Annotated in this window: 10 protein-coding genes; 5 read left to right on the top strand and 5 right to left on the bottom strand. The window is 58.1% G+C overall.

The genetic code is table 11. The features are described 5' to 3' along the window. Positions 1-77 precede the first annotated feature (77 nt). The 3 genes from MTP40_RS04510 to MTP40_RS04500 form a co-directional block, all read right to left on the bottom strand. On the bottom strand, positions 78-614 hold the full coding sequence (locus MTP40_RS04510) for a TetR/AcrR family transcriptional regulator (protein WP_215697078.1): 537 nt from the start codon (positions 612-614) through the stop codon (positions 78-80). An 88-nt stretch (positions 615-702) separates the two neighbouring features. After that, positions 703-1,212: a transcription repressor NadR gene (locus tag MTP40_RS04505; protein ID WP_005933106.1), complete on the bottom strand. Its 510-nt coding sequence runs from the start codon at positions 1,210-1,212 to the stop codon at positions 703-705. 57 nt (positions 1,213-1,269) lie between these two features. Next, complete coding sequence (locus MTP40_RS04500) at positions 1,270-2,628, bottom strand: alpha-amylase family glycosyl hydrolase (protein WP_249259894.1); 1,359 nt, start codon at positions 2,626-2,628, stop codon at positions 1,270-1,272. Positions 2,629-2,824: 196 nt separating this feature from the next. On the opposite strand from MTP40_RS04500, the gene glgB reads away from it, so the two are divergent. The 5 genes from glgB (at position 2,825) to MTP40_RS04475 (ending at position 11,402) form a co-directional block, all read left to right on the top strand. Beyond that, positions 2,825-4,768: a 1,4-alpha-glucan branching protein GlgB gene (gene glgB / locus MTP40_RS04495; protein ID WP_249259893.1), complete on the top strand. Its 1,944-nt coding sequence runs from the start codon at positions 2,825-2,827 to the stop codon at positions 4,766-4,768. 140 nt (positions 4,769-4,908) lie between these two features. Further along, entirely contained in the window at positions 4,909-6,831 is a 1,923-nt protein-coding gene (locus MTP40_RS04490; RefSeq protein ID WP_097772534.1) for a hypothetical protein, read from the top strand. A gap of 17 nt (positions 6,832-6,848) precedes the next feature. Next, complete coding sequence (gene tig, locus MTP40_RS04485) at positions 6,849-7,829, top strand: trigger factor (RefSeq protein WP_249259892.1); 981 nt, start codon at positions 6,849-6,851, stop codon at positions 7,827-7,829. A 4-nt stretch (positions 7,830-7,833) separates the two neighbouring features. After that, positions 7,834-9,093, top strand: a complete 1,260-nt coding sequence (locus tag MTP40_RS04480) for a 4Fe-4S dicluster domain-containing protein (RefSeq protein ID WP_005933096.1) — start codon at positions 7,834-7,836, stop codon at positions 9,091-9,093. 275 nt (positions 9,094-9,368) lie between these two features. Further along, the gene (locus tag MTP40_RS04475) at positions 9,369-11,402 is read left to right on the top strand and encodes an ABC transporter substrate-binding protein (protein ID WP_097772537.1); all 2,034 of its coding nucleotides are present in this window, start codon (positions 9,369-9,371) and stop codon (positions 11,400-11,402) included. A gap of 93 nt (positions 11,403-11,495) precedes the next feature. Here the strand turns inward: MTP40_RS04475 and MTP40_RS04470 are convergent, their stop codons facing one another. Both MTP40_RS04470 and MTP40_RS04465 read right to left on the bottom strand, forming a co-directional pair. Continuing rightward, a complete protein-coding gene (locus MTP40_RS04470; protein WP_097770964.1) occupies positions 11,496-11,798 on the bottom strand; it encodes a Dabb family protein in 303 nt (100 codons plus the stop codon). An 84-nt stretch (positions 11,799-11,882) separates the two neighbouring features. After that, positions 11,883-12,197, bottom strand: coding sequence for a hypothetical protein (locus tag MTP40_RS04465; RefSeq protein WP_005933091.1), 315 nt, complete (start codon positions 12,195-12,197; stop codon positions 11,883-11,885). Positions 12,198-12,429: the final 232 nt, after the last annotated feature.

The raw sequence follows: 12,429 nt of genomic DNA, 5'->3' as shown, positions 1-12,429 counted from the left end.
AAAGAACCGGTTTCCATATATTTTAAATGAGAAAGGCTCCTGCGAAAGCAGGAGCCTTTCTCATGATTACGATTCTGTCATCGGTTCAGGCTTTGCGCCGCCTTGGCGATCACAGCCAGCAGATCGACCAGATGTTCCACGTCCATCTGGCCGCTGTTGTTGGCAAAGGCATAGAAGCAGCCCTGCACGCAGAACGAAAGCAGGATGCCCCGGTCGGGGTCCGCTGCAAAGGCGGGGTCTTTGGCAGCCAGACGGTCTCGCAGACCCTTTTCAATGCAGTTGGCAAAGATCCCCTGCCTTGCCCCGGAGAACAGGATGTTCACCGCCTCCTGGTTCTGAACAAAGGCATGGAACAGTTCACGGGTCAGCTGCTCTGTGTGTGCAGCGGTAAGCCCCACATTGGGCACACTGTCCAGAATGACATGGATGAGCTTGTTCTCCAACCGGCTGGACAGCTCATAGATATCCTCATAGTGGGCATAAAAGGTGGATTTGTTCACCTTGGCCAGTGTGCACAGGTCTTTGATCCTGATCTTCTCCAGCGGCTGGCGGGCACGCAGCTCCATGAATGCCTTTTCGATGGCGCGGTCAGTCTTTTCAATGCGGATGTCCAAAATAATCCACCACTTTCATTGTTTCGTTGGATATCCAACGCTTTTCTTTTTTCGGGGATAGACAGTTTGTTCGAGTTTTCTTACAATATCAATAGAGAATCCCTTTCTCTCTCAATGCGGCTTCGATCCTCTGGAATGTTTCTTCATCCGGGCAGCGAAGAGTGTGCAGATGCACGCCGCCGGTCATCCGGCTGAGCAGGCACTCCGGGGTATTGGCTGCCTGGGTGATAAAGGTGTCCACATCGTATCGGCTGGCGAGGTTCAGGTTGCCCCGCAGTTCGCCGTAAAGCGGGTTTTCCACCGCCACATCGACCACCACGCCTCCCTGATCCACCACCGTGTAAAGCTCGGTGCGCATCTCATCGGCGGTCCTGTGCACACAGGCCAGGATGCCGGTGTAGCCGCCGGGGGTCGGGTGGAACTGATACCCGCGCGGGGTGGCCTCGATTTCGGCCCCGCCTGCCCGCAGAAGGGCCACGTCCCCCACCACGATCTGGCGGCTGACCCCCAGCTTTGCGGCCAGTGCACTGGCACTGATGGGTGCGCTGGCCCCATGGAGCTGTTGCAAGATCTTTTCCCGGCGCTGTGCTGCGTTCATTGTTGTTCCCCCTGTCAGCATTTTTCCCTATTATAATAGTGCATGACAGGTGTCCTGTCAATCCAGACGCAGGACCGTGGCATAATTGGAGGGCAGCTGGACCTTCATCCGGCCAGATGCAAGGCTGGTCATCACATTCTCAGCGCCCACGGTATCGGCCAGCAGGTCCGTTGCAGCGTTGGCCTCCACCGGCAGCTGGAACTCCATTTCCGCCGGGCCGTCGCCGTTGTTGAATACGGCCACGAGGGCTTTTCCATCCAGCACCCGGGCAAAGGCATAGCACTGGGTGGTCAGCTGGAGCTCCTTCACCTCGCCCCAGCTCAGGGCCGGGTATTCGGCCTTCAGCCTGCCCAATGCGGCGTACACACTGGTGACAGGGTTGGTGGTCAGGTCATCCCGGAATTTATCCAGCTCCAGGCAGGGGCGCAGGGGCCAGTCACTGCCCCACTCCTTTTTGCCCTCGATGCCAAATTCGGAGCCGTAATAGATGGACGGAATGCCCCAAAGCGTGTATACTAGAATTGCAATGTGCCGGATGTGCGCCTTGTTCCGCAGTTTATTGGGCAGGCGCTCCACATCGTGGTTGTCAGAGAAGGTATAGAGCCGGGTGTCGTGGCAGAGCCCCTGCAGACGGCGCATGGTGTGTGCGATTTCAAAATAGTTGTGGTCGTTGTGGCCGCTCCACAGGCCCTTGTGCAGCTCATAGTTGGTAACGGAATGGAGCATTTCAGGGTTGGCCCAGCGGCTGTAATCGCCGTGGATGACCTCGCCCATCAGCCAGAACTCAGGCTTGACCTCGTTGGCAAGGCGGCGCAGGCCCTTCATAAAGTCGAAGTCCAGCACATCCGCTGCATCCAGCCGGATGCCGTCAATGTCGAATGCATCGACCCAGAAGCGGATGGTATCATAATGGTAGTTCTGCACCTCGGGGTTGCGCTGGTTCAGCTTGACCAGCAGGTTGAAGCCACCCCAGTTGCCGTAAGAAAAGCCGTCGTTGTACTCGTTGTTGCCCCAGAAGTTCACATCGCAGAACCAGTCCTTATAGCGGGAGTTCTCGCGGTTGGCCTGCAGGTCTTTGAAGGCAAAGAAATCCCGGCCCACATGGTTGAACACACCGTCCACAATGACCTTCTGGCCCCGGGCGTGGCAGTTGGCCACGAACTCCCTGAACTCCTCGTTGGTGCCCAGGCGGCGGTCCACCCGGCGGTAATCGATGGTATCATAGCCGTGGGAGCCGCTCTCGAACAGCGGGCCGATATAAATGGCCGTGCAGCCCAGGTCTTTGGAGGCGTGCTCGGCCCAGGCGTTCAGCTTTGCGAACGCGCCCGGTGTGGGCCGGCCGTCGTTTTCGTGCGCACAGCCGCACAGGCCCAGCGGATAAATGTGATAAAAAACTGCGGTATCATACCATGCCATAGTTACTCTCTCCCATATCATTTCTTCTGCCGCCCAGCAGCGGCAGGCTCAGTATACCACAAACTCCGCCAATTGTGTGGATATTTGATAAATTTTCTACATAGTCTCTGTTAAAATCAGCAAGTGTGATGATTTTGATTAAAAATTATTGGTAAATATGACCGGGTGTATCCCGTTGAGAAAAGGAGAAATCTGCATGAATTTTCCCACCATCGACCGCTCGTTCTTTGCGGGCGAATGCTTTGATGCCTACCGTGTGCTGGGCGCGCACCCCTGCCGGGATGACTTTGGGCAGGAGGGCTGGCGGTTTGCCGTGTGGGCCCCGGGTGCTGTGGCTGTGGAGATCTGCGGCGGCTTTGACGGCTGGGGGCCGGGCGTTCCCATGCAAAAGGCTGACACCGGCGTGTGGAGCGGCTTTGTGCCCGGCCTTGCCGAGGGAGAGCTGTACAAATACCGCATCCATGGCAAGGATGGCAGCACCGTGATGCGGGCTGACCCCTACGCCTTTTCCACCGAGCTGCGGCCCGGCACGGCCAGCAGACTGGCCCGGATGGACTTTGCCTTTGACGATTCCAGCTGGATGGAGCGGCGGGACAAGTGCCGCAATCTGCCCCTGAACATCTACGAGCTCCATGCAGGCAGCTGGAAGCACAAGCCCAACGCCACCCGCGAGGACGGCTCGGACGGCTGGTACAATTACCGGGAGCTGGCCCGGGAGCTGATCCCCTGGCTGCTGGATCACCGCTTCACTCATGTGGAGCTGCTGCCGCTGGCAGAGCATCCCTTTGACGGCAGCTGGGGCTACCAGACCACCGGTTACTTCTCTGTCACCAGCCGCTACGGCGACCCTGCCGACTTTGCAGCCTTTGTCAATGCCTGCCACCGGATGGGCATTGGTGTCATCATGGACTTTGTGCCCGTCCACTTTGCCGCCAACGGCGACGCGCTCGCCAACTTTGACGGCACCCACCTCTACGAGTACGACAGCGATGTGGGCCACAGCGAGTGGGGCACCTGCAACTTCAACTATTACCGCCGGGAGGTGTGCAGCTTCCTGAACAGCGCCGCTGCCCTCTGGATGGATGTCTACCACTGCGACGGCATCCGGATGGATGCCATCTCCCGCGCCCTTTATTGGCAGGGCGACCCCAACCGCGGCGTGAACGAGGGCGCTGTTACCTTCCTGCGGAACCTGAACCACGGCCTGAACGAGCGCTGGCCCACCGGCATCTACACCGCTGAGGACTCCACCAACTTCCTCAAGGTCACCGCCCCCACCCGCTACGACGGCATCGGTTTCGATTACAAGTGGGACATGGGCTGGATGCACGACACGCTGGATTATTTTGCCACGCCCTTTGGTGAGCGGCCCGATGCCTACCACAAGCTGACCTTCAGTATGCAGTATTTCTACAATGAGCTGTATCTGCTGGCACTCAGCCACGACGAGGTGGTGCACGGCAAAAAGACCATCATTGATAAGCTGTGGGGCACCTACGAGGAAAAATGTGCCCAGCTGCGCACCCTTTACTTCTACATGTACACCCACCCGGGCAAAAAGCTGAACTTTATGGGCAATGAGCTGGGGCATTTCCGGGAGTGGGATGAGAAAAAGGAGCTGGACTGGGGCCTGATGAAGTATCCCTTCCACGACAGCTTCCAGAAATATTTTGCCGAGCTGGGCCGCCTGTATGCCACCGAACCCGCCCTCTACGATGGCGAATACAACCCGAACTGCTTTGAGTGGATCGCCTGCGAGAGCCGGGACGAAGGCGTGTACGCCTGGCTGCGGAAGGGCGCGGGCCAGACCATCCTCTGTGTGATGAACACCCAGAATACCTCCCACAAAAAGTTCCCGCTCTACTTCCAGTATCCCTGCGCCGCCGATGAGCTGCTGAACAGCGAGGCTGCCTGCTGGAACGGTGCGGACCGCAGCCGCACCAGACACCTGCACACCACCGATGGCGGCGTGTACGGCCGGGACTACACCTTGAGCGTGGATCTGCCCGCCATGGGCAGCCGGATGTACCGCATCACGCCGGAGGCTCCCCACCCGGAGGCCGCGCAGGCCTCTGCCCGCAAGGCCGCCGCCCAGAAGCGCAAGGCCACCATCGCGGCAAAGCAAAATTCCAAAAAGTAATATCACATTCAAAATATCCCGTCTGCTGAAATGCAGGCGGGATATTTTATCTTCCGGGGGCCTGCCCTCTTGCCTGTGCCGCCCGGAACCATTATACTGTAAGCTGTAATATTGTGGTTCAAAACCGAGGAGCATGTACAATGTCAACGATACTTTCTGAAAAGAAGACCCTTTCGCCCTGGGCAAAGGGCGGCATCGGGCTTGGTGCCGGGGCACTCCTGCTGGTGCTGGTGGGTCTGCTGTTCCCCACCGCGGCGGCGTTCTTCCCGCTGGTGAGCCTGTGGTGCAGCTGTGTGCTGTTCTACGGCGCGCTGTGGGTGCTGCACACTGCCGGTGTGGAGCTGGACTTCTTCCACCGCGCAGCCATCATCGCCTTCTGGGCCGGAGCTGTGCTCTACTTCTATTGGGCGCTGGGGCGGCGGCAGTTCATCTACGCCTGGGATTATGTGAACTACATTCAGAAGCAGTTCAATACCGAAGCGGCTTTTGCGCTGGGTCCGGTGGCCGGTTTTAAGTATATCATAAGCACATTTTCTGAAGACTACACCAATTTCATCACCTTGTTCACTGAGTTCCCGTTCTGCCTCACCGCAAAAACGGGTGACAGCTACGCTTTTGCGCAGGTTTTCTGTGTGCTCCCCAGCCTTATGCTGATGCTGGCTGGTCTCACGATCAAAATCGGGCAGATTCTGGAGGTCAAGAATAAGTTCTGGTATTTTATCATCGGCTTTTCCTGGGTGCTGACCTATCCGTTCCTGCGAATGAGCGCTATGCTGGCACAGCCGGACTGGTTCGGTCTGATCTTCGCTTTTGCCATTCTGCTCCTCACATTGGACTACCGTTTTGAAAAGCTGGAGCCGGGGCGGTTCGTGCTCATCTTCCTGGCAACGGCCGCGATTATCCTGAGCCGCCGCTGGTACTTATATTTTGTGGTGGGCTATTATTTTTCCTATGCGCTTCTGCTCTTTGTAAGCAGTGCAAAGCTCGCAAAACAGGGCCAAAAGGGCCTTGCCCTGCGCCGAGTACGCAACCTCATCCTGTTTGGTGTCTGCGCCATGGCAGCAATGGTGGTTCTGCTCTGGCCCATGGTCAGTAAGATCCTGGCTTTTAACTACTCCGACCGCTATTCGTACTATAATGTCGGCGGCATTGCAGTAGAGCTCTATTATCATGCCATGCGCACCGGCCTGCTGAACCTTATTTTGATCCTGTTTGGTTTGTGGCTCTGCGTCAAGCGGAAAAAGCCCAGCCTGCCTGTGTTGGCGCTGTGTGAGCTGATGCTCAGTATGCTCTTGTTTACCCGAGTGCAGAATTCCGGCTCCCATCAGATGCTGCTGTACGTGCCCGCCTATGTCATTCTGTTTCTCTGCGGTGCGGCGGGTCTGGCAGAGAGTATCGAGCATTTCAAAATACCAAAGCTTTGTTTCTGGGTCTTTACACTGTTGTTCGCCGTGTCGGTGCGGTGCTCCCCGCTCACTGTCATGGCCTTGCCAGAGTTCGTTATCCATGCGTTCCACCCGGCAGACCTTGCTGAGTATCAGCGGCTGGACGAGCTGACCTATGACCGCAAGGACAAACCGCAGATTCAAGCCATGGCGCAATGGCTGGTTGAACATCTGGGGGAGGGTGAGGTCGCCTATATGATCCCGGATGACATGCTCTACAATCCCGGCCACCTGCGGAACTGTGACCTGCCCAACCATGCACTGGACGGCAAGTTGCCGGACAGCTTCTCAGTGCCGGGCACCCACTATTTCCCCACCGGTTTCTTTGATGCCAGATATGTGGTAACTGCAGACCCGTTCCCCCTCTCACTGGCTCCGGACACGGAACTGGGCCACCGGTTCAACGCCGTTTTTCTTCAGCTGAGAGAGACTACCCACCAGCAAGTTGCGACCTTCGATATGGGCAACGGCACGGTGTTCACGATCTGGGAACGCACCACTCCCGTGACACGTGAGGAGGTGGAGACCTATCTCCATGAATTTGATGCTGAAAACGCCAAATACCCAGAAATGTTTTCCGCAGTTGTGGAAAACTGGCTGGCTGTTCATGGTTTATAAAAGGAGAGTAAAACGATATGTCCAACAACGCAAAAAATCTGCCGGAAGTAAAATTAGGCCAGTACAAGGGGCTGGCTGTCACCCGCCATGTGCGGCCGCTTTCCGAAAAGACCATTGACCAGGAGATGGTCCACCAGGCCCGGATGCGCTCCATTTACCACAACTCCACTGCCCCCGCCAAGCGCGGCAGCCGGGTCCTGCTGGATTTTGTCGGCTTCATGGACGGGGAGGAGATCCCCGACAGCCGGATGGAAAAGGTGATGGTGGTTCTGGGGGACGGCAAGCTGATGCCCGCCGCCGAAGATGCTATCTACGGCCACACCGCTGGCGAGACCTTCCGCTTTGATTTCACTTACCCGGAGCAGTTCCGGGTGGAGGAGCTCTCCGGCAAGACCGCGCAGTTTGAGATCAAGCTGCACTCCGTGGCCGAAAAGACCACCCCGGAGCTGAACGAGGACTTTGCCCGGGCACAGGGCTATGCAGACCTTGCCGCCATGCGCGAGGCCGTGCGGGCCAAAAAGCGGAAGATCCACGAAGATGCCGCCGACCGCGCCGCTGGGCAGGAACTGCTGGCAAAGGCCGGTGCCAACCTGACCGTGGACCTGCCCGAGGCCATGCTGGACCGTACCGCCGACAACGAGATGCGGATGCTGGAGCAGCGGCTCTCCCGCAGCAACATCACGTTGGAAAAACACTGCAAGAACAGCCACACCACCGCTGCCGCCCTGCGGGCAGGCTACCGTGATGCTGCCGAGCGGAATCTGCGCTCCATGCTGGCCTCCCGCTCCATTGCTGAAGCCGAAAACATCACCGTGAGCACGCTGGAGGTCAACAACGAGTACCGCCGCCTGTCCCAGCTGCAGGACACCCCGGAGGCCGATATCCGCCGGGTGCTGAGCCCGGACACCCTTGCCGCCGCACTGGTTGCACAGAAAGTCCAGCGCTTCCTGCTGGACAACGCCGCCATCACCACGGTGATGGACCCTGAAAAGGAGTGATCCTATGAGTATCTTTACGCGCTACGCCATGGATGCGCTGATGAAGACCACCCACCCTGAAGTAAACCGCAAGCAGTGCTGGAACCTGCACCCCCACCGCACCCCCTGCACAGCCTGCAAGGATATCTGCCCCTATGGCGATGAGATCTTCACCCGCCCCAACCTTGTCAAGGACTGGGATCCCTGCACCGACTGCGGCCTATGCGTCTCGGCCTGCCGGTCGGGCTGCATTGCCCCCTCGCCGGAGCAGGTGCAGCGGGATATCTCCCCCGCCGACAGCGATGGCGACACCATCTGGATCGGCTGCGAAAAATCCACCCGGAAAAACACCGTGGTGCGCACCTGCGTCTCGGCTTATTCGTGGGAAGCGCTGGCCTACCTTGCCCTGAACAAGAAGATCGTCCTCGACCTGACCCCCTGCGGCGAGTGCGAGAACGATGTCTGCGCCGAGCATCTGCGTGCCGTTCTGACCCGGCTGGTGGAGTTCTTCGGCCAGCCCCTGTTCGAGGCCCGGTTCACGCTGGCATACGAGCTGGACGATGCCCCCTTCCACGTCAAGGAATACTCCCGCCGTGAGATGATGGAGCAGGTGACCTCCGGCTCCAAAAAGGGCACCAAGCAGCTGCTGCGGATGCTGCCCGGCCTGCGCAGCGAGGACGAGAGCAGCCAAGATTTCCGGCTGCTGCTCCACCAGTACACCAAGCAGCTCAAGGCGGTGTCCGAAACGCCCCTGCGCTATGGCTACCACCTGCCCAACTTCACCCAGAAGTGCTTTGCCTGCGGCCGGTGTGAGAAGAGCTGCCGCAGCGGTGCCATCAAGTTTGAGGACCTGCCCGACGGCCAGACCCGCGCGGTGATCACGCCGTGGAAGTGCAGCGAGTGCGGGGTCTGCGTTGCCGCCTGCTCCAACGGCGGTCTGGACGGCCTGAAGCTGCGCCAGCTCACCAGCCTTGGCCCTGTCAGTGTCTACAAGTGCACCAAGACCCTCTGCAAGGAATGCGGCAAGCCCATTGCGCCCAACTGTGCGGACGGCATCTGTTCTGTCTGCCGCATCAAGCTGCGCACCAAAAAGCGTCAGGAGGAGGCTGTGGCTCGTGCCAAGGAGCGTCAGGCCGAGCGCGAGGCCAAAAAGGCTGCAGAAGCAGCTGCAAAGGAGCTGGCAGAAGAAATTAAAAATGCCTCACCCTCTCAGCCGCCTATCGGCGGCAGCTCCCCCGAAGGGGGAGCCCCTGGCGTTCCGGTCACTTCCACTGTAAATGAATAAAACTTGCTTTCCCAGTTTGCCAAAGGCTCTCCCTTTGGGAGAGCTGGCATTGCCGAGCAATGACTGAGAGGGCGAGCATGTTTCCCATTGACGCAACCCCAAAATAATGCTATAATTCTTCTTAACCACCCAGCTGTGGTCGGAAGGACAAGTTACAAAGGCGTAACGGATGTGTTTCCGTTACGCTTTTTTGCTTCCCGCTGCCGGGAAACAGCGGGCCTGTCGGCTTTGGGCGGCAACCAGACTTCAACACGAAGAAAAGAGGGAATTTCATTATGAAACAGTCTATTTCTCGTCGTCAGTTCCTCAAGGCAAGCGGCCTGGCAGCCGCAGGTGCCTGCGCCGCCGGTCTGCTGTCCAGCTGCGGCGGCAAGAGCGGCGGCAGCTCCTCCGGCTCTGCTTCCGGTGCGGATACCAGCAAGTACACCGTGCTTTATTCCAGCCAGCCTGCGACCCTGAACTATCTGACCACCGCCACCGACCTGGAAATGGTCGTGGGTGCAAACTGTGTGGACACCCTGGTCGAGTACGACAACAAGGGCGTGATGCGCGAGGGCCTGGCCACCAAGTGGGAGTGGGATGCCGACACCCTGACCTGGACCTTCACCCTGCGCGAGGAGAACTGGGTGGACAACAACGGCGAAGTCGTTGCCCCCGTGACCGCACAGGACTTTGTGGATGCCCTGCAGTATGTGCTGACCCCGGATTACGCCTCCTCCAACGTGGGCCTGGTCACCGCCTACATCGCCGGTGCGGATGATTACTACAACTATCACGTCTACCTGACCAATGCCGAGAACGGCACTGTGGACGATGACGGCACCACCTATGTCACCGATGGCAGCGGCAACGTGACCGTGACTGCAGCAGACGGCACCGCTTCCACCTACGCCCCCGTGGACTTTGATTCCGTGGGCGTGACCGCTGTGGATGACCACACCCTGACCTACACCCTGACTTACGATTTCCCCGGCTTCCTGAGCCTGCTGTGCTACCTGCCCTATGAGCCCGCCTACGGCCCCCTGCTGAGCGAGATGGGCGACCAGTATGCCACCAGCGCCGAGACCCTGTACAGCTGCGGTGCGTTCTACCTGTCTGATTACGAGTCTCTGGAAACCTGGATCATGAAGAAGAACCCCGAGAACTACGATGCGGACAATGTCTTTATCGACACCATCAGCCGCATTTACAACGCCGAGGCTGCCGTGAACGGCCCCGAGATGATCAAGCGCGGCGAGATCGACGAAGCCACCATCGGCTCCGATATTCTGGACAGCTGGCTGGCTGACGATACCACCAAGGACATGGTCTCCATGGATCGTCCCAACACCAACTACACCTACTTCTACATGTTCAACTTCATGCCTTTTGCACACGAGTTCTCCAACTGGAGCGTTGAGGGTGTGGATGCAGAATACGAGCCCGAGAACTGGGCCAAGGCCATCAACAACACCAACTTTCGCAAGGCCTTCCTGTACGGCATCAACAACGCTGTTACGCTGGCTGTCAGCGCACCTCTGGCCTACGACAGCTACAAGCTGAACACCATCACTCCCCCGAACTTCTGCGCCACCACCGATGGCGTGGACTACACCAAGTGCGGCGGCCTGGCCGACCTGACCGAGTTCTTTGACGAGGCCAAGGCCAAGGAGTACCGTGATGCCGCCATTGAGGAGCTGACCGCACAGGGGGTCACCTTCCCCATCAAGGTGCAGCTGCCCTACAACCCCTCCTCCACCGACTGGGACAAGCAGTGCCAGGTGCTCAAGCAGCAGCTGGAGGGTGTGCTGAACGACGGCACCGACTTCATCGACATCATCATCACCGCCGGCCCCTCCGACAGCTTCCTGTCTGCTGTGCGCCGCAACGGCAAGTTCGAGTTCCTGCTCTGCAACTGGGGCGCTGACTACTCCGACCCCGAGACCGAGACTGACCCGTTCTATCAGGCTAAGGATTCCCGTGGAATGCGCTATGCTTACCTGCGCACCGGCGTGGAAGACGGCTTCATCACCGGCGAGACCGCAGATGCTGTCATGGCCTACATGAACGCCATCGAGGCTGCAAAGCAGATCACCGATGACATCGATGCCCGCTACAAGGCCTTTGCCGATGCCGAGGCTCTGCTCATCACCAACGCACTGGTCATTCCGCGCGGCATGAGCGTGCCCGCCTATCTGGCGACCCGCCTGAACTACTGGGAGGGCCAGTACGCTTCCATCGGCTTCTCCAATAAGCGCCTGAAGGGTATCCACGTCCTCGACCACTACATCTCCATGGACGAGTACGAGGCAAACCGTGACGCTCGCTAAGCGTTCCATCTGCTCATAACACAAAATACACCCCCTCTGCACGGCAGTTTCTGAAGCTGCGCCGCAGAGGGGGTGTTCTTTTTGCATGTTCAGTTACACTTCAAAGTCCAGGCAGACGCGGGTCTTGGTGTAGGGGCGCACCTTGCCATCGGCCACAGCCACATGGGCGGGGTGGGTGGAGTAGCCCTTGAGGGCGGCTGCATCGGTAAAGGTGGTGTCCAGCATCAGGTCTGCGTTGGAAGAGGGCAGGCCGTTGATGTTCACATGTACCTCCACAAGGCCCGGGATCTGCCCTGCCAGGCCCTCCAGCCCGGTTTTGATGTTCGCCTTGATCTCTGCCTTTTCGGCGGCAGAAAGCTCGTCCTTAAGCTGCCAGAGAATGATATGCTTGACCATAAAAATACCTCCTGCGTTTTCTCCATTGTAGCAGAGAAATGCAGGAGGTGCAATTGGTTTTTGAGAAACGGCAGAGCTCTATTTTTAGTCGTTGCTGTGCTCCCACGATTCATACGCAACGACGTAGATGACATCCACGATCACCATAATCACCAAGACCACGGTGCGGGCTGTGCGGGCCTCTGGGAACACGATCAGAACATTGGAAAGGCCAAACGTAATACCGTTTGCCAACTCCCAGATGCCATTTTTCTTCTGCCAGAACGCCCGATATTCAGGGTCACGGTTATACTGGTTGAATGGGAGGTTAATGAGCGGATCCTTGCCCATCAGGTCGCGCACGCCAGTAATAAACCACAGTACCGTGAGTACGATTGTAAAAAGAACAGAACCTGTCATAGGAAATGCACCTCCTTTTCTATCAGAATAACACACGGCCATGGAAAAAACAAGGACGGAATTCAACTCTACAAAAGGGAAGGCCCCGCCCGCAAACAACGGCCGCACAACAAAAAACCAGCCGGATCGAGGCGTTTGCAAGCGCTCGTCCGGCTGGATACTTACTTCTTCGGAGTCATAAGCCTCTTCTCCTTGGGTTCTCTCATTTTCGGAGTATGCGTTTCATAGGGTG

This window comes from Faecalibacterium sp. IP-3-29 (assembly GCF_023347335.1).
GTDB lineage: Bacteria > Bacillota > Clostridia > Oscillospirales > Ruminococcaceae > Faecalibacterium > Faecalibacterium duncaniae.
The sequence above is the reverse complement of the archived record's forward strand: the minus strand, read 5'-3'. Positions and strand labels throughout refer to the sequence as shown.

What these genes read in the sequence shown, in the direction of transcription:
- MTP40_RS04505 (WP_005933106.1), bottom strand. Translation starts at nt 1,212, where the DNA reads ATGAACGCAGCACAGCGCCGGGAAAAGATCTTGCAACAGCTCCATGGG.
- MTP40_RS04500 (WP_249259894.1), bottom strand. Translation starts at nt 2,628, where the DNA reads ATGGCATGGTATGATACCGCAGTTTTTTATCACATTTATCCGCTGGGC.
- glgB (WP_249259893.1), top strand. Translation starts at nt 2,825, where the DNA reads ATGAATTTTCCCACCATCGACCGCTCGTTCTTTGCGGGCGAATGCTTT.
- MTP40_RS04490 (WP_097772534.1), top strand. Translation starts at nt 4,909, where the DNA reads ATGTCAACGATACTTTCTGAAAAGAAGACCCTTTCGCCCTGGGCAAAG.
- tig (WP_249259892.1), top strand. Translation starts at nt 6,849, where the DNA reads ATGTCCAACAACGCAAAAAATCTGCCGGAAGTAAAATTAGGCCAGTAC.
- MTP40_RS04480 (WP_005933096.1), top strand. Translation starts at nt 7,834, where the DNA reads ATGAGTATCTTTACGCGCTACGCCATGGATGCGCTGATGAAGACCACC.
- MTP40_RS04475 (WP_097772537.1), top strand. Translation starts at nt 9,369, where the DNA reads ATGAAACAGTCTATTTCTCGTCGTCAGTTCCTCAAGGCAAGCGGCCTG.
- MTP40_RS04470 (WP_097770964.1), bottom strand. Translation starts at nt 11,798, where the DNA reads ATGGTCAAGCATATCATTCTCTGGCAGCTTAAGGACGAGCTTTCTGCC.
- MTP40_RS04465 (WP_005933091.1), bottom strand. Translation starts at nt 12,197, where the DNA reads ATGACAGGTTCTGTTCTTTTTACAATCGTACTCACGGTACTGTGGTTT.